16 protein-coding genes are annotated in these 16,158 nt (G+C 63.2%); 11 read left to right on the top strand and 5 right to left on the bottom strand.

The genetic code is table 11. The annotated features are described in order from the left end of the window. The 3 genes from IF809_RS29535 to IF809_RS29525 are packed head-to-tail and all read left to right on the top strand — an operon-like array spanning position 1 to position 1,837. The gene (locus IF809_RS29535; RefSeq protein WP_128964875.1) at positions 1–738 is read left to right on the top strand and encodes an ABC transporter permease; all 738 of its coding nucleotides are present in this window, start codon (positions 1–3) and stop codon (positions 736–738) included. Continuing rightward, the gene (locus IF809_RS29530; protein ID WP_462839319.1) at positions 728–1,438 is read left to right on the top strand and encodes an ABC transporter ATP-binding protein; all 711 of its coding nucleotides are present in this window, start codon (positions 728–730) and stop codon (positions 1,436–1,438) included. Before IF809_RS29535 ends, IF809_RS29530 begins: the two co-directional genes overlap by 11 nt. A gap of 48 nt (positions 1,439–1,486) precedes the next feature. After that, positions 1,487–1,837 carry a hypothetical protein gene (locus IF809_RS29525; RefSeq protein WP_128964873.1) on the top strand — a complete coding sequence of 117 codons (351 nt, stop codon included), beginning with the start codon at positions 1,487–1,489 and terminating at the stop codon, positions 1,835–1,837. Between the two features lie 5 nt (positions 1,838–1,842). On the opposite strand, the gene IF809_RS29520 is transcribed toward IF809_RS29525, so the two are convergent. Continuing rightward, the gene (locus IF809_RS29520; RefSeq protein ID WP_128964872.1) at positions 1,843–2,052 is read right to left on the bottom strand and encodes a hypothetical protein; all 210 of its coding nucleotides are present in this window, start codon (positions 2,050–2,052) and stop codon (positions 1,843–1,845) included. Between the two features lie 261 nt (positions 2,053–2,313). Between IF809_RS29520 and IF809_RS29515 the strand changes: the two genes are divergently transcribed. Together IF809_RS29515 and IF809_RS29510 are read left to right on the top strand one after the other, a co-directional pair. Continuing rightward, complete coding sequence (locus IF809_RS29515; RefSeq protein ID WP_462839318.1) at positions 2,314–3,330, top strand: efflux RND transporter periplasmic adaptor subunit; 1,017 nt, start codon at positions 2,314–2,316, stop codon at positions 3,328–3,330. Further along, positions 3,320–6,454 (top strand): efflux RND transporter permease subunit, encoded by a 3,135-nt coding sequence (locus tag IF809_RS29510; RefSeq protein WP_462839317.1) that lies wholly within the window; start codon positions 3,320–3,322, stop codon positions 6,452–6,454. Before IF809_RS29515 ends, IF809_RS29510 begins: the two co-directional genes overlap by 11 nt. A gap of 101 nt (positions 6,455–6,555) precedes the next feature. Here the strand turns inward: IF809_RS29510 and pqqA are convergent, their stop codons facing one another. The 3 genes from pqqA to IF809_RS29495 form a co-directional block, all read right to left on the bottom strand. Beyond that, positions 6,556–6,636 carry a pyrroloquinoline quinone precursor peptide PqqA gene (gene pqqA / locus IF809_RS29505; protein WP_462839343.1) on the bottom strand — a complete coding sequence of 27 codons (81 nt, stop codon included), beginning with the start codon at positions 6,634–6,636 and terminating at the stop codon, positions 6,556–6,558. Between the two features lie 237 nt (positions 6,637–6,873). Beyond that, positions 6,874–7,200, bottom strand: coding sequence for a hypothetical protein (locus tag IF809_RS29500; RefSeq protein WP_128964870.1), 327 nt, complete (start codon positions 7,198–7,200; stop codon positions 6,874–6,876). A 113-nt stretch (positions 7,201–7,313) separates the two neighbouring features. Then, positions 7,314–7,706, bottom strand: a complete 393-nt coding sequence (locus tag IF809_RS29495) for an EF-hand domain-containing protein (RefSeq protein ID WP_453996224.1) — start codon at positions 7,704–7,706, stop codon at positions 7,314–7,316. A gap of 342 nt (positions 7,707–8,048) precedes the next feature. Between IF809_RS29495 and IF809_RS29490 the strand changes: the two genes are divergently transcribed. The 3 genes from IF809_RS29490 to IF809_RS29480 are packed head-to-tail and all read left to right on the top strand — an operon-like array spanning position 8,049 to position 10,999. Continuing rightward, entirely contained in the window at positions 8,049–9,713 is a 1,665-nt protein-coding gene (locus tag IF809_RS29490; protein ID WP_128964868.1) for a methanol/ethanol family PQQ-dependent dehydrogenase, read from the top strand. A 12-nt stretch (positions 9,714–9,725) separates the two neighbouring features. Further along, complete coding sequence (locus tag IF809_RS29485; protein WP_462839316.1) at positions 9,726–10,079, top strand: c-type cytochrome; 354 nt, start codon at positions 9,726–9,728, stop codon at positions 10,077–10,079. Next, positions 10,076–10,999 carry a substrate-binding periplasmic protein gene (locus tag IF809_RS29480; RefSeq protein ID WP_462839315.1) on the top strand — a complete coding sequence of 308 codons (924 nt, stop codon included), beginning with the start codon at positions 10,076–10,078 and terminating at the stop codon, positions 10,997–10,999. Before IF809_RS29485 ends, IF809_RS29480 begins: the two co-directional genes overlap by 4 nt. A 55-nt stretch (positions 11,000–11,054) precedes the next feature. Here the strand turns inward: IF809_RS29480 and IF809_RS29475 are convergent, their stop codons facing one another. Further along, positions 11,055–12,023: a helix-turn-helix domain-containing protein gene (locus IF809_RS29475; protein WP_128964865.1), complete on the bottom strand. Its 969-nt coding sequence runs from the start codon at positions 12,021–12,023 to the stop codon at positions 11,055–11,057. Between the two features lie 513 nt (positions 12,024–12,536). Here IF809_RS29475 and xoxF5 point away from each other — a divergent pair. The 3 genes from xoxF5 to IF809_RS29460 all read left to right on the top strand — a co-directional run bounded on the left by xoxF5 (position 12,537) and on the right by IF809_RS29460 (position 16,110). Further along, positions 12,537–14,339, top strand: a complete 1,803-nt coding sequence (gene xoxF5 / locus IF809_RS29470; protein WP_128964864.1) for a lanthanide-dependent methanol dehydrogenase XoxF5 — start codon at positions 12,537–12,539, stop codon at positions 14,337–14,339. A 111-nt stretch (positions 14,340–14,450) separates the two neighbouring features. Continuing rightward, a complete protein-coding gene (locus tag IF809_RS29465) occupies positions 14,451–14,939 on the top strand; it encodes a c-type cytochrome, methanol metabolism-related (RefSeq protein WP_128969211.1) in 489 nt (162 codons plus the stop codon). 61 nt (positions 14,940–15,000) lie between these two features. Then, positions 15,001–16,110, top strand: a complete 1,110-nt coding sequence (locus tag IF809_RS29460; RefSeq protein WP_462839314.1) for an S-(hydroxymethyl)glutathione dehydrogenase/class III alcohol dehydrogenase — start codon at positions 15,001–15,003, stop codon at positions 16,108–16,110. Positions 16,111–16,158 lie beyond the last annotated feature (48 nt).

Below are 16,158 nucleotides of genomic sequence, written 5' to 3'. Positions count from 1 at the left end.
TTGCTGCGCCTTCTCTCCTTCGCCCTGTTTCTCGCGATCTGGTGGATCGCCGCGCTGTTCGTCGGCGGCGCGAAGCTGCCCTCCCCGCCCGCGGTGCTCAATGTCATCATCGCTGAAGCCGCGAGCGGCGCTCTGTTCCTGCACCTCGGCGCGACGCTGGCGCGCGTCGCGCTCGCTTTCGTGCTGGCCATGTCGGTCGGCAGTGCCATCGGCTATCTGATGGGGCGGGTGAAGCTTGCCGACCGGCTCGGCGATCCCTGGCTGATCCTGCTGCTCAATCTGCCGGCGCTGGTCGTGATCGTGCTGGCCTATATCTGGGCCGGACTCACCGAAGCCGCCGCGATAGCGGCGATTGCCATCAACAAGCTGCCGACGGCGGTCGTCACCTTGCGCGAGGGCACGCGCGCGCTCGACCGCTCGCTCGACGAGATGGCGAGCGTATTCGCGATGCCGCGCTGGCGCGCGTTCCGCCATGTTGTGCTGCCGCAGCTTGCGCCCTATATCGCGGCCTCCGCCCGCTCCGGTCTGTCGCTGGTGTGGAAGATCGTGCTGGTTGCCGAGTTGCTGGGACGCCCGAACGGGGTCGGCTTCGAGATCGGCGTTGCCTTCCAGCTGTTCGATACGCCACGACTGCTCGCTTATTCCCTGACATTCGCCGCCGTCGTGCTCGTGATCGAGACGGCGCTGGTGCAGCCGTTCGAGGCCCGCGCAACGCGGTGGCGGCCCCGTGCGGCTTGAGGTCGAGATCACAGGCAAGACCTACAGCAGCGCCGCGGGCGGCAAGCACGAGGTGCTGGCCCCGGTCAAATTCGCTCTGCAGTCTGGCGAGGTCGGCGTGCTGATCGGGCCGTCCGGCTGCGGCAAGAGCACGATGCTGCGCATCATCCTCGGACTCGATCGCGACTTCGATGGCCATGTCGCGCGGCCGCCGGAGGCGCGCATCGGCATGGTGTTTCAGGAGCCGCGACTATTGCCGTGGCGCTCGGTCGAGCAGAATGTCCGGCTCGCCGCGCCTGACGTCACCGACGCCAAGCTGTCGGAGCTGTTCAAGATCCTCGAGCTGGACGCGCATCGCAGTCATTTTCCCGGCGAGTTGTCGCTGGGCCTCGCCCGCCGGGTCGCGCTCGCCCGCGCCTTTGCAGTCGAGCCCGACCTGCTCGTGCTCGACGAGCCCCTCGCCTCGCTCGACGATGCTCTTGCCGGCCGCCTGCGCGACGAGATCGCGACGCTGGTGGCGAGTCGTCCCGTGATGACGCTGCTCGTCACCCACAGCCTGGACGATGCCATCCGTCTTGGCGACCGCCTGTTCTTCCTGTCGCCCCGTCCCGCCCGCATCGTGCAGGAGGTGCCGATTGCCGTGCCGCGCGCCGGGCGCAGCGAGGCTGAGCTTGCCAGGATCAGGGCCGAGCTTGCAGCCTTGCTGCTTGAATCGAAGTGAAAACTCGTGGTCAATTGGATCAAATGAGATTGTCCTGAGGAGACCACCATGCGGCGGCTGATTGCGATCGGTATCCTGTTGGCTGTCATGCCGGGCGCGACGCTCGCGCAGAGCAAGGGCAAAGGCATCAGGCTCTGGAACCTGACGAGCGAGACGATCTCCGGCTTCCAGCTCGCGCCAGCAGGCAAGACGGATTGGGGTCCGAACCAGTGCCTGAACGACAAGGACAAGGAGGTCGATCATGACGAGCGGCTGCGCATCACCGGCGTCGAGCCCGGCCGCTACGACGCCAAGGTCAGTTATCCCAATTCACGGCAATGCGTCGTTCGCGACATCGAGATCAAGGCGGATGCCGTGTTCTCGATCGCGGACAAGGATCTGAAGGATTGCAGCAAGTAGGCGGCTTACGCCTTGTCATGCGTGTGTGGATATTCGCACCGCCAGCGCACCGCCTGCCATTTCGGATGTTCGCCGACCCATTGTGCAATATAGGGCGGCGCGGCCATCGAGCATTGCGCCGGCGAGCCGCCAAAGTTGAACACCAGATGCTGCTCCTCGCAGGTCGCAGGCGAGAGCACCGCACACACAGTCACCACCAGGTCGATCGGGTTCATGCCGAGAATCCTTCAGGGATCGCTGGAACGTTATCATAGAACGCTACGCCTCAGCGGGCAGGAAGTTTCACACAGGCGTGAGCCGGGCGAGCATGATCACGGCGACGCAACCACACCCAGTGAGCCATCGCAGAGATAGCCTAGGTGTCATCGGCGCCTTGCCGCCTGCTAATTTCGTCAATAAGCTGGTTCCCGACAACTGCTAACAGGCTGATGGCTCTTAAGGAAACCTCCCGGCGCGGCGTCGCCACCGCAGTCTGCGTGCTGGTGCTCGTCGCCAGCGCCTGTGCCCTCACGGGTTATGTCCAGCGAGCTAAAGCGGAGACGCAGCCGGACAAACCGAATTCGGGCAACACCGAGCCTTCCCGCACAGCAAATAGCGACCAGCCGGTGGTCAAGCTGACGCCGAGCCAGCAGGCTCAGGTCGGGCTGGAAACTGCGGCTCTGCAAGCAGCTCCCCATCCCGAGCAATTCCGTGCCTATGGCGCCGTGCTCGATATTTCCCGCATTACGGAGCTCGCCAACAGCTACGCCAATGCGCAAGCCCAACTCCAGACGGCGCAAGCCAAGCTCGAAGTCGCCAAGAGCGCATACGACCGGACCAGGAATCTCGTCGACTCCGCCGCCCTCCCGAAGAAGGAAGCCGAAGCCGCAGAAGGCACTTGGCGGGTCGACAAGGCGGCGCTGGCCGCGGCGGAATCACAGCTCAGGACGCTCGCGGCAACAGCACAGCAGGAATGGGGGCCCGTCATCGGCCGGGGAATCATCGAGCGCTCGCCGGTCGTCGTCAGGCTGATCGAACGTGATCAGCTTCTGGTCCAGGTGACGCTGCCGCCGGGCACGACCGTCACCGGCACTCCGGGAACGGCGCTGGCGCAGGCGCCGACGCGGAATGCGAATATCGATCTGCAGTACATCTCGCCGGCAACGCGCACCGACCCTCGCATTCAGGGATTGAGCTATTTCTTCTCCGTGCCGGGCGATAGCGGCCTGCTGCCCGGGATGAACACCACGGTCTATGTGCCCTCCGGCAACAGTTACGAGGGTGTGTTCATCGAGGACACCGCCATCGTGCGGTGGCAAGGTCGGGCGTGGGTCTACCTGCGTGTAAGCCCCGACAGCTTCCGACGGCATCCGATCAGCACGGACCAGCCGGTCTCCGATGACGACTACGTGGTTCGGGACATCCCATCCGGGTCCGAAATCGTCATGCGGGGCGCGCAGGTCCTGTTGTCCGAGGAGGCCAAAAGCGAGCTTCGGGGCGGCGATGACGATTGATGGCACCGGCTCCGGCAGGTCAGGGCCGCAAGCCGCTCTCGTCGCCTTTGCCATCCGTTTCCGCGGCATCGTGCTCGCGCTTTCGTTTGCGCTGCTGGGCTACGGCCTGTTCGCCCTTGGCGAAGCCAAGTACGGCGTCTTCCCCGAATTCGCGCCACCGCAGGTCACGATCCAGACCGAGGCCCCAGGCCTCAGCCCCGAGCATGTCGAGATCCTGGTCACGCAGCCGATCGAAACGTCGATCAACGGCCTAGCCGGCGTCGAGAGTCTGCGCTCGTCGTCGATCCAGGGGCTCTCGGTCGTGACCGTCATCTTCCAGCCGCGCAGCGATATCTATCGGGCGCGTCAATTGGTGACCGAACGTCTCGCGGTCGTGGCAGCGCGGCTGCCGCAAGGCGTTCAGCCGCCCTCGATGACGCCGTTGACGCCGCTGGCCGGCACGGTGCTGGTCATCGGCCTGACGTCCGACAAGCGTTCGCTGATGGATTTGCGCACGATCGCGGACTGGACCGTGGCAAGACGGCTTCTGGCCGTGCAGGGCGTCGCACAGGTCTCGACCTACGGCAAAGACGTCAGATCCCTGCAAGTGCAGGTCCGCCCCGACGATCTGATCCGCTTCCGGGTCGGCCTGAACGACGTGCTGGCCGCGGCGCGCAAAGCCACCGGCGTGCGCGGCGCCGGTTTCATCGATACCGCCAATCAGCGCATCACGCTGCAAACCCAGGGACAGTCGCTGACGCCCGACCAGCTGGCCCGCACCGTGCTCCTGCACCAAGGCGGCGCAAGCGTGGTTCTCGGCGACGTCGCAACCGTCGTGACCGCTCCCGAGCAGCCGATCGGAGCCGCCCTCATCGACGGCGTGCCCGGCATCATGCTCATGGTCAGCCAGCAATACGGCGCAAATACGCGAGATGTCACCACACGCGCGGAAGCCGCACTGCAGGAGCTGCGACCGGGCCTTCAAGCCGACGGCGTCAAGCTTCATGCGGATATCTTTCGTCCGGCCAATTTCATCGATGCGGCGACCGAGAACGTCCTCCACGCCCTGTTGATCGGCGGAGCGCTCGTGGTCGTCGTCCTGGTCATGTTTCTATCCGACTGGCGCACCTCCATCATCAGCTGCACCGCGATCCCCCTGTCGTTGATAGCGGCCGTGCTCGCATTGCAGTGGATGGGGGAAACCCTCAACACGATGACGCTGGGCGGCCTCGCCATCGCGATCGGCGAAGTCGTCGATGACGCGGTGATCGGCGTCGAGAACGTCGTGCGCCGGTTGCGCGAAAATCGCCGCGCCGCGGCGCCGAGGGCCGAAGCGCGCGTCGTGCTCGACGCTTTCCTCGAGGTGCGCACGGCCGTCGCCTATGCGACGTTTGCGGTGTTGCTGGTGTTCTTTCCGGTCCTGACGCTTTCCGGCATTGCCGGCCGTCTGTTCGGCCCCCTGGGCATCGCCTATATCTTCGCCGTGATTGCTTCGCTCGCGGTCGCTCTGACGGTGACGCCGGCACTCTCGATGCTGCTCCTCGTCGGGAGGAGCGGCGGGCAGCGCCTGCATGAACCGCCCGTGGTGCGTTGGTCCCGTCGCTCCTATCAGGCCTTGCTCCGCCGTATCGGCCGCTACCCGAAGCTGGTGATGACGGCAGCCGCAGCCGTCACCATCGCCGGAATAGCAATGCTGCCGTTCTTTGGCGGCACCTTCCTCCCCGACCTCAGGGAAGGCCATTTGATTCTGCACGTCTCGGCAATCCCCGGCACCTCGCTCGACGAATCTCTTCGCATCGGCAAACTGATGACGGATGCGCTCCGGCAGATCCCGGGCGTCCGCAGGGTGGCGCAGCATGCAGGCCGGGCCGAGGCCGGGATCGACACGGTAGGTCCGCATTCCAGCGAGTTCGAGGTCGATTTGGCGCCTGGGCTTTCGGGTCAGGCCCAATCCCAAGCGGAAGCACGCATCAGGGATGCGCTCGCCGACTTCCCGGGAGTTTCCTTCTCCAGCAAGACCTACCTCACTGAGCGCGTAGAGGAAACCGTCTCCGGCTTCAGCGCGGCGGTGGTCGTCAACATCTACGGGACTGATCTCGACTCGCTCGATCGGGCCTCACGCGACGTCGCGCGAGAGCTCGACGAAGTCGGCGGTGCCGCCGACGTGCAGCGACGGTCACCGCCCGGAATGCCGCAGGTCAACGTGACGCTTCGGCCGGCCGACCTGCAGCGTTGGGGCCTCGATGCGGTCGAAGTGCTCGAACTGGTGCGCACCGCCTATCAGGGCGACGTCGTCGGTCAGGGGTATGAAGGCAACGCCGTCTTCAACATCATCGTGATCCTCGATGCGCCCGCCCGCGCCCGGCTCACCCAGATCGGCGACCTGCCGGTGCGCACGCCGAGCGGCGCCTACATTCTGCTGAAACAGATCGCGGACGTCTATGAAACGACTGGCCGCTATCAGATCCAGCACCAGAACGCGCAGCGCGTTCAAACCGTGACGGCGAATGTCAGCGGACGCGATCTCGAATCCTTCGTGGCCGCTGCCAAACGTAAACTTGCCCACGAAGTCAAACTCCCGCCCGGCGCTCACATCGAATTTGCCGGAGCGGCAGAGGCTCAAGCCAGGTCGCGACGCGATCTCATCGTCAATTCGCTGCTGGCCGGGACAGGCATCGTCGTTCTGCTTTCGATGGTCACAGGCCATTGGCGAAATCTGTTGCTGGTGATGATCAACCTGCCGTTTGCATTGGTCGGTGGCGTGCTCGCACTCGCCTTAACGGGTGGCCTGCTTTCACTGGGGTCGATGGTCGGCTTCGTCACGCTGCTCGGAATCACGCTGCGGAATTCGATCCTCATGATTTCGCACTACGAGCATCTCGTCCTCATCGATGGTCGTGTATGGGGAGCGGAGACTGCGATCGAGGGCGCGGCGGATCGCCTTGTCCCGATCCTAATGACGTCTCTCGTAACCGGCTTGGGATTGCTGCCGCTCGCGATAGGCGCAGGAGAGCCTGGCCGTGAAATCGAGGGCCCAATGGCGATCGTCATCCTTGGGGGTCTTATGACCTCGATGGCGCTTAGTCTGCTGGTGTTGCCGACCCTTGCGCTTCGTTACGCGCGTTTCAAGGTCCGTGCCGACTAAAGGGAAATTCACCCAATGTCGGAGAGTGAACGGCGCCGAACGCCGAACACTGTCACGGCGTCGACGGCATCCGCCATCGAAGCCGTGACAGATTGTCAGTCTTACTTGCGCGCAGCGCAGGCGTACATGTTGATTTCCATGCCGACCGGCACTTCCATGATCTTCGGAGCTTTCCAGGCCATTCGGGTCTCCCCAAGTATTTTGAGCCAAGTATTCGAGCGCGACATCGCGCGGGGCAAAACGTAGGGCTGTGCTCCACGCAGTTCAAGCCTGGATTCGAACGCCGAGCGACTCTGTGCCGATTCTTCGCGGTCGCATTTCGCTCTCGGACAAAGCCAGTTCCCTCTTGGTCAAACGCAACGACCGAGGAGCGCCTTGCGCGAGGCGGCGTACCTCTCGATGCGGGCTGCCCTTCCCGGTCAGCAGCCCTTGTCGGACGTCATCGCATTCGGCTTGGCGCCTTGGGCGCTCTGAGCCGCCGTCGGCTGACTTTGCATCTGACGCTGCGCGTCCTCGGACGATGTCGGTGTTTCGCCGCTCGCGCGATTCATCGTGCTGGTCGGCGGATGCTGGCCGGTGTTGCTGGCCGCGTCGGATGGATGTGACTGCGCCGAGCCCACCGTGACAGGACCAGAACCGGCATCCTTGTTGCTGGCGCTATTGGTCTTGCAGGGACCCGCCACTGCCATGCCGGCGCTCAGCGTCAGGGCTGTGCATGCAAGAAGAATGGATCGCTTCGTGTTCATCCGCTTCGTCTCCTCAACCTTCCCGCCGCGGGAGCCCGGCGCCGGGCGGGGTTGTTGAGGAGAACAGGTCGAATCGGCCGATGTTCCGAAGTTGGGCAGAGTTCCGCCCCTGCCTATCGCAGCAGCCGCAGCAATGCGCCGCCAGCGCGCGACTTCAGCTCGTTCGCGTCCAGCGTTCCATCCTTGTCTGGATCGGCTGCATTGAAGCGTTGCTCCACCACGGCAAGATACTCATCGAGCGTCAGGGTCCGATCATGATCGGGATCCGCGGCACCGAGTTCCTTCGCGGTTAAACGTCCGCGCAATTCGCGCGCGTCGAGCGTCCCGTCATGGTCGGGGTCGAGCTTTGCGAACAGCGCGGCTGCGGCCTTCTTCACCTCGGCGAGATCGAGTGTGCCGTCATTATCGGTGTCGAACATCTTGACGGCGCTGCCGGATGCCGACCAGGCCGGCCCCGCCAGCAATGCGATCGTGAGCGCAAGCGCAACCGAATGACGCGATATCATTTGAGACCTCCTTGACCAACAGCCCTGATTCATCGGGGCTCGAAAGCTACATAAGTCCACAAGCCTGCCTCGTTTCAAGCCCGGAATTGCAACCTGCACGCCCCACAACTCGCGGGACCACGGCCTCCGATTGCAACGCCCCCCGAGACAACTTCATGCCGCGGAATTATTTCAGCGTCTGCGCACAAGTGAGGAGTCGATCGTCGGGTTTCCCTGAGGTGACCGGCATCCGACGTCCAACATATCGGCAAGCCGCTTTCGACTTTCGTATTGACGCGTTTTGTTTTCCGACGGAGTGTTGCGCTCGCAGCGTCAAAAAGGCGCGCATATTGGGAGGAACGGATGAAACGTTTTGCGATGGCCGCGAGCCTCGTCATATCCGCATGCTCGGTTGCGAGCGCACAGACGACCGACCAACTGGTCAAGGGTGCAACCGATACGTCGAACGTTCTCAACTACGGGATGGGCTACAATCTCCAGCGCTTCTCGACGCTGAACCAGATCAACAAAGACACCGTCAAGAACCTCGTCCCGATCTGGAACTACTCCTTCAACGACGATCGCAGCGAAGAATCGCAGCCGCTGGTCTACCAGGGCGTGATCTACGTGACCTCGCACAACGCGACCATGGCGGTCGACGCCAAGACCGGCAAGCAGATCTGGAAATCCAAGATCGAATATCCGGCCGAGACGCCGCGCATCGTCTGCTGCGGCATCATCAACCGCGGCGCGGCGCTCTATGAAGGCAAGCTGTTCCGCACTACGCTCGATGCCAACGTCATCGCACTCGACGCCAAGGACGGCAAGGAGCTGTGGCGGCAGAAGGCGGCCGACATCAAGGAAGGCTATTCAATGACGGTGGCCCCGCTGGTCGCCGACGGCGTCGTCATCACCGGCATCTCCGGCGCCGAGTTCGGCACCCGCGGCTTCATCGACGGCTGGGACCCGGCAACCGGTAAGCATCTCTGGCGCACCCATTCGATCCCCTCGCCGGACGAGCCCGGCGGCGATACGTGGAAAGGCGACACCTGGAAGCTCGGCGGTGGCTCGACGTGGATCACAGGGTCCTACGATCCGGAGCTGAACACCGTTTATTGGGGCATCGGCAACCCCGGCCCGTTCAATGCGGCGGTGCGTCCCGGCGACAACCTCTACACCTGCTCGGTGCTGGCGATGGATCCCAAGACCGGCAAGATCAAGTGGCACTATCAGTTCTCACCGAACAATCCGTTCGATTATGACTCAGTGGCCGAGATGGTCCTCGCCGACATGAACGTCGAGGGCAAGCCGACCAAGGTGCTCATGGATGCCAACCGCAACGGTTTCTTCTACGTACTCGACCGCACCAACGGAAAGGTGCTCGCGGCCAATCCTTACGTGAAGGTGAATTGGGCAACCGGCGTCGACATGAAGACCGGCCGTCCGATCGAGACCGACGTCGTCAAGGATGCGCGCGAGGGCAAGAAGGTTACGGTCTATCCGTCGATCCTTGGCGGCAAGAACTGGGAACCGATGTCGTTCAACCCGCAAACCGGATTGGCCTACGCCAACACGCTCGCTTTTGGCGGCAAGTACAAGACGGAGCCTGCCACCTTCAAGCAGGGTGAATGGTATCTCGGCATGGACCTCACCGACCCCTGGGAGTGGGGCGACGGGCCGCGCGGTCACCTCAAGGCCATCGATCCGATGACCGGCAAGGCGAAGTGGGAGGCACCGAGCGACATTCCGCGCTTCTCCGGCGTGCTCTCGACCGCGGGCGGCGTCGTGTTCACGGGCGCGTTGACCGGCGAGTTCGAGGCCTTCGACGCCGACAGCGGCAAGAAGCTGTGGCAATTCCAGACTGGCTCCGGCATCGAGGGACAGCCGGTGACCTGGCAGCAGGACGGCGTGCAGTACGTCGCCGTCACGAGCGGCTATGGCGGCGTCTACTCGCTGTTCTCCGGCGACGAGCGGCTGGCCAAGGTGCCGCCCGGCGGCTCCCTGTGGGTCTTTGCGGTGAAGCAGTAGCGGCAAGGAACGTTGAGGAACACAGCTCACAGGACGGTGGCGATCCTCGCCACCGTCGCGGCGCTGACGGTCGCGCTTGCGGCGACCGTTCGTGCTGCGGATGATTCGAACGGCAATCCGTTGCAGGCGCAGATCGACCATGGCAAGTCGACCTATGCCGAAAGATGCTCGCACTGCCACGGCCCCAACATGATGAACTCCGGCACCATCACGCCGGACCTGCGCGCCTTTCCGGACGACAAGACGCGCTTCGTCACCACCGTCAAGAACGGCAAGAACAATAGGATGCCGCCCTGGGGCGACGTCTTGAGCGACGACGACATAGCAAATCTCTGGGCCTTCATCTCGAGCCGGAGGAAGCCATGAGGCGCCGGCTGCCAGTGCTCGGTCTTGTTGCGATGCTGGCCGCTCCGGCCACGGCGTGGGCGGCCGATCCGCTCAGCATCTGCCTCGACGAGGATCGCCCGCCGCTCTCGGCGCATCACCGCGGCAAGCCGGATTCCGGCTTCGACGTGCTACTGGCGCAGGCGATCGCCGACCGGATGGGACGGCCGCTCAAGATCCAGTGGTTCGAAAGCAAACTGGATGAGGATTCCAGCCCGCAGCTCGAGGCCAATGCATTGCTCTCCGACGGGCGATGCTCGCTGATCGGCGGCTACGCGCTGACGGTGGATTCGCTCGTCAAGCCGGGCGTGAAGACCGCGCGTCTGCCGGATTTCACCGGAGCCACGCGCGACGACCGGCGCCGCCGCGTTGCGCTCGGCGAGCTCGCGCCGACCAGGCCTTACGTCTATGCGCCGATGACCGTCGTGCTCGGGCCGAAGGCGCGCGACCGCAAGATCGGGGACATCGGTGATCTTGCCGGGCTCCGCCTCGCGGTCGAGAGCGGCTCATTGGGCGACGCGATCCTGATGAACTTCGACAAGGGACGGCTGATCGACAACATCACGCATCTGGTCCCCGGCCGCGACGACCTCCTGGGTGCACTCGATCGCGGCGACTACGACGCCACCTTGATCGATCTTGCCCGTTTCGACGCCTATCGTGCCGCGCATCCAGCTACGGCTATCGCCGCCTCCGGCTATTATTATCCAATTGGTGCCAATCGCGGCTATGTCGGACTTGCCAGCGACGCCGCCCTGGTCGACGCCGTCAGCAAGGCGCTGACGGACCTTGCCGCAGAGGGCAAGATCGCCGAATTCGGCAAGCAGGCAGGACTGACCTTTCTGCCGCCGCACGAGCCCGCGATTCTTGGCGACGTGTGGACCAGGATCATTCAGCGGTGAACTTCGTCGCGGAGGGCCGCCCTGGCAGCCCCGAGACGAGCCGGCGGGCCGGCGCCTAATTCTCGTCCGCCGCCACGGCGCCCTGCTGCGCCTTGTGGATGGAGGACGGCACCACACCGAAATATTTCCGGAATACGCGGCTGAAATGCGATGAGCTCGAGAAGCCCCAGGAGAATGCCACATCGGTAATGGTCTTGCCGGCGTGGGCCTCGAGCTCCTGGCGGCAGTTCTGAAGGCGCGCCTGCCAGATGTAGTCGCTCACCGTCGTGCCGCGCTCGGAGAACAACATGTGCAGATAGCGCTTGGAGCAGCCGAGCTCGGCCGAGATCTGGTCGATGCACAAATCGGGATCGCGCAGATGTTCTCGGATGAAAAATTGGGCACGAACATACATCGCCTCGGGCCCGACCCGATCGAACATCGTGTCGGCCTCGCGCAGCGGCAGCAACAACAAGTCGATCAGCGAATCGGCCACGCCGACCGCACTGTTGGCCGAGAGTTTCGCTGCCTCGTCGAACGTGGCATGGACGAAATCGTGCGCGATCCGCCCCGTCCCCGTCTTCGCCGTCAGCTTGCAGGCCGGCATGCGCTGCGACGGGAAGCCGCGATCGCGCAGCAGCGCCTTCGGCACGATCACCACGTCGTGGCGCGTGAAGGCGGGACTGACGATCAAATGCGGACATGAGACGTCGTAGGCAAGGATGTCGCCGGGGTTCAGCTCGATGTGGCGGCCTTCCTGTTCGAAATAGGACACGCCGTAGGTCTGGAAGTGGATCTTGATGTAAGGGTGTTCGTTTGACTTGGCGCGCGCCAGCGTATGCGCGATGCGATGCTGGCTCACCTCGATCTGGCAAAGCTTCAGACGCGAGACCGTGGTGTAATCGATACGCCCTTCAAGCGAGGACGCCTCCAGCGGATCGACATCGAAGTGACCACACAGACTCGTGAGCCCGTCGATCCAGCTCTGGATCTGGCGCTTCGGCGTCAGTCCGGTCGTCGAGAGCGTATGAATTGTGTCGGACATTAATCCAGCCACTGGTGTGTCCCCGGATTCGACGCGAATCGCGACCAGCGCTTGCTGGAGCCCTCAGCCGTGATTGCGTGACGTTTACCTCAAATTTGGGCGGTCTTTGAGAACGAGCGCCATCACTCCGTTGCCACCCTTGAAACTTAATCCTCCGCCTTAGTTGCACCGCCGTCAAGGGGAACCTGACCGTTGAGCGCGGCCTCACGCGACGTCGCGGACGTTGAATTCGCTCCTGCAAAATCAAAAACTTCGCGTCCGTGCGCTATCGAGCAAATCGGCTTCTCTCTTGGGCAAGTTTCCCGGTTACGAAGCCGTTAGGAATTGCGGCAGGAACAAAAAGAACGGGCCGCTCCTGCACGCGGACCTGTAGCTCTCATCAGGAGGAGGAAACAGCACAGTATCGTTTCTGGTCCCATCAGCGACCGCCCTGCACGAGCAGATGCCGGACGAGAAGCCCGGTAAATCAGCAATGCTTCGGAACAATAAACGAGACCAACGGAGGAAATGACTATGCGCAAGGTGCTACTGGCGACTTTCCTTGGCTCCGCGGCGGCGCTCGCCGTCGGGACCGCGTCGGCCAATGACGAGCTGAACAAGATGTCGCAGAACCCGAAGGACTGGGTGATGCCGACCGGCGACTACGCCAATCACCGCTATTCCAAGCTGAACCAGATCAACGCACAAAATGTCGGCAAGCTCCAGGTCGCCTGGACCTTCTCGACCGGCGTGCTGCGCGGTCACGAGGGTGGCCCGTTGATCATCGGCAACATGATGTACGTCCACACGCCGTTCCCGAACAAGGTCTACGCCATTGACCTTTCCAACGAGAACAAGATCGTCTGGAAGTACGAGCCGAAGCAGGACCCGAACGTCATCCCGGTGATGTGCTGCGATACGGTTAACCGCGGCCTCGCCTATGGCGACGGCAAGATCTTCCTGCATCAGGCCGACACGACTCTCGTCGCGCTCGACGCCAAAACCGGCCAGGTTGCGTGGACTGCCAAGAACGGCGATCCCAGCAAGGGTGAGACCGGCACCTCGGCGCCGATGGTCATCAAGGACAAGGTGCTGATCGGCATCTCCGGCGGCGAATTCGGCGTCCAGGCTCACATGAGCGCTTACGACATCAAGACCGGCAAGCTGGCTTGGCGCGGCTATTCGGAAGGTCCGGACGACCAGATCCTGGTCGACGACAAGACCACCGCGCTCGGCAAGCCGATCGGGAAGGATTCGAGCCTCAAGACCTGGCAAGGCGATCAGTGGAAGATCGGCGGCGGCGCCACCTGGGGCTGGATCTCCTACGATCCCGAGCTGAACCTGATCTATTACGGGTCGGGCAACCCCTCGACCTGGAATCCGAAGCAGCGTCCCGGCGACAACAAATGGTCGATGACGATCTGGGCACGTAACCCGGACACCGGCGTCGCCAAGTGGGTCTATCAGATGACGCCTCATGACGAGTGGGACTATGACGGCGTCAACGAGATGATTCTCTCCGACCAGTCGATCAACGGCCAGGCCCGCAAGCTGCTGACGCATTTCGATCGTAACGGCCTCGGCTATACGCTCGATCGCGCCACTGGCGAACTGCTAGTCGCCGAAAAGTATGATCCGAAGGTGAACTGGACCTCCGGCGTCGACATGGACAAGAACTCGGCGACCTATGGCCGTCCGAAGGTGCTCGACGCGGCCTCGACGGACAAGGCCGGTGAAGATCACAACGTGAAGGGCATCTGCCCGGCAGCGCTGGGCACCAAGGACGAGCAGCCGGCAGCCTACTCGCCGGACACGCAGCTGTTCTACGTCCCGACCAACCACGTCTGCATGGACTACGAGCCGTTCAAGGTGAGCTACACCGCGGGCCAGCCCTATGTGGGCGCGACGCTCTCGATGTATCCGCCGCAGGGCGATACCAACATGGGTAACTTCATCGCCTGGGATGGCAAGACCGGCAAGATCGTCTGGTCGAACAAGGAGCAGTTCTCGGTCTGGTCGGGTGCGCTCGCCACCGCCGGCGGCGTGGTGTTCTACGGCACGCTCGAAGGCTACCTGAAGGCGGTCGATGCCAAGACCGGCAAGGAGCTCTACAAGTTCAAGACTCCCTCCGGCATCATCGGCAACGTCACCACCTATGAGAACAACGGCAAGCAGTACGTTGCCGTGCTCTCCGGCGTGGGCGGCTGGGCCGGCATCGGTCTGGCGGCAGGTCTGACTGATCCGACCGCGGGCCTCGGCGCGGTCGGCGGCTACGCGGCCCTCAGCAACTACACGGCACTCGGCGGCACGCTGACCGTGTTCTCGCTGCCCAACTAGCCTCTGTGCAGTCTCGCTCCGGCGCGTGGATCAACTCCACGCGCCGGCTCGTCTCCACCTGATGCCTTCGAGGAACACCTCTTGCGTAAACTCTGCTCTGTCATTGCCACGATGATCTTCGTTGCGTCCGGAGGAATTGCTGTCGCGGACGGCTCGGGCGACCCGACTGCCGTCAAGCAGAACGAAACTGGCGAATGGCTCGATAAGGAGGGTAATCCGACCTACAAGATCACCGAGGGATCGGTGGACTGGTACACCTATTCCGGATACCGCCGCTATCACTCGGATTGCCACGTCTGCCATGGACCCGATGGAATGGGCTCGACCTATGCGCCGGCGTTGAAGGACTCGCTCAAGACCATGAGCTATGCCGATTTCCTCGGCGTCGTCGCCTCCGGCCGCAAGAACGTCTCGACCGCGCAGGAGAACGTGATGCCGGCATTCGGCGATAATCCGAACGTCGCCTGCTACATGGACGATCTCTATGTCTACCTGCGCGCCCGCTCCAACGAGGCCTGGGGCCGTGCCCGTCCAAGCAAGCATGAGGACAAGAACGATGCCTACACCAAGAACGAAGACTCGTGCATGGGCAAGAAGTGAACGTTTGCAGCCGCGCTGAGACTTAAATCTTGGCATCCTGCGAGAACTTGAGGAGTTACCGATGAAGACACGTGCCGCCGTCGCTTTCGAAGCCAAGAAGCCGCTGGAGATCGTCGAAGTCGATCTGGAGGGACCGAAGGCCGGCGAAGTGCTGGTCGAAATCAAGGCAACAGGCATCTGCCACACCGACGCCTACACGCTCGACGGCTTCGACAGCGAAGGGATCTTCCCGTCGATCCTCGGCCATGAGGGCGCCGGCATCATCCGCGAGATCGGAGCAGGCGTGACCTCCGTGAAACCGGGCGATCACGTCATTCCGCTTTACACGCCGGAGTGCCGGCAGTGCAAAAGCTGCTTGAGCCAGAAGACCAACCTCTGTACCGCGATCCGGGCGACGCAAGGCAAGGGCGTGATGCCTGATGGCACCAGCCGCTTCTCCTACAAGGGCAAGCCGATCTACCACTACATGGGCTGCTCGACCTTCTCCAACTTCACCGTACTGCCGGAGATCGCGGTGGCGAAGATCCGCGAGGACGCTCCGTTCGACAAGAGCTGCTACATCGGCTGCGGCGTCACCACCGGCGTCGGTGCCGTCGTCAACACCGCGAAGGTCACGCCGGGCTCCAACGTCGTCGTGTTCGGCCTCGGCGGTATCGGCCTCAACGTCATCCAGGGCGCCAAGATGGCCGGCGCCGACAAGATCATCGGCGTCGACGTCAACGATTCCAAGGAGGAGTGGGGCCGCCGGTTCGGCATGACCGACTTCGTCAACCCCAAGAAGATCACAGGGGAGATCGTTCCGCATCTCGTCAGCCTGACCGACGGTGGCGCCGACTACACGTTCGACTGCACCGGCAACACCACGGTGATGCGCCAGGCGCTGGAAGCCTGCCATCGCGGCTGGGGCACCTCGATCATCATCGGCGTCGCCGAGGCCGGCAAGGAGATCGCCACCCGTCCGTTCCAGCTCGTCACCGGTCGCAACTGGCGCGGCACCGCCTTCGGCGGCGCCCGTGGCCGCACCGACGTGCCGAAGATCGTCGACTGGTACATGAACGGAAAGATCCAGATCGACCCGATGATCACCCACACGCTCAAGCTCGAAGACATCAACAAGGGCTTCGACCTGATGCATGAGGGCAAATCTATCCGTTCAGTCGTCGTGTTCTAGCTCAAGCGTCACACCCAAGGAGGATCGACCCATGACTGTTGCACTCCA

It is taken from the genome of Bradyrhizobium sp. UFLA06-24, assembly GCF_054967145.1.
The sequence above is the reverse complement of the archived record's forward strand: the minus strand, read 5'-3'. Positions and strand labels throughout refer to the sequence as shown.

Excerpts from the sequence above, each read along its gene's own strand:
- IF809_RS29525 (WP_128964873.1), top strand. The coding sequence starts at position 1,487 with ATGCGGCGGCTGATTGCGATCGGTATCCTGTTGGCTGTCATGCCGGGC.
- IF809_RS29520 (WP_128964872.1), bottom strand. The coding sequence starts at position 2,052 with ATGAACCCGATCGACCTGGTGGTGACTGTGTGTGCGGTGCTCTCGCCT.
- IF809_RS29510 (WP_462839317.1), top strand. The coding sequence starts at position 3,320 with ATGACGATTGATGGCACCGGCTCCGGCAGGTCAGGGCCGCAAGCCGCT.
- pqqA (WP_462839343.1), bottom strand. The coding sequence starts at position 6,636 with ATGGCCTGGAAAGCTCCGAAGATCATGGAAGTGCCGGTCGGCATGGAA.
- IF809_RS29500 (WP_128964870.1), bottom strand. The coding sequence starts at position 7,200 with ATGAACACGAAGCGATCCATTCTTCTTGCATGCACAGCCCTGACGCTG.
- IF809_RS29495 (WP_453996224.1), bottom strand. The coding sequence starts at position 7,706 with ATGATATCGCGTCATTCGGTTGCGCTTGCGCTCACGATCGCATTGCTG.
- IF809_RS29490 (WP_128964868.1), top strand. The coding sequence starts at position 8,049 with ATGAAACGTTTTGCGATGGCCGCGAGCCTCGTCATATCCGCATGCTCG.
- IF809_RS29480 (WP_462839315.1), top strand. The coding sequence starts at position 10,076 with ATGAGGCGCCGGCTGCCAGTGCTCGGTCTTGTTGCGATGCTGGCCGCT.
- IF809_RS29475 (WP_128964865.1), bottom strand. The coding sequence starts at position 12,023 with ATGTCCGACACAATTCATACGCTCTCGACGACCGGACTGACGCCGAAG.
- xoxF5 (WP_128964864.1), top strand. The coding sequence starts at position 12,537 with ATGCGCAAGGTGCTACTGGCGACTTTCCTTGGCTCCGCGGCGGCGCTC.
- IF809_RS29465 (WP_128969211.1), top strand. The coding sequence starts at position 14,451 with ATGATCTTCGTTGCGTCCGGAGGAATTGCTGTCGCGGACGGCTCGGGC.
- IF809_RS29460 (WP_462839314.1), top strand. The coding sequence starts at position 15,001 with ATGAAGACACGTGCCGCCGTCGCTTTCGAAGCCAAGAAGCCGCTGGAG.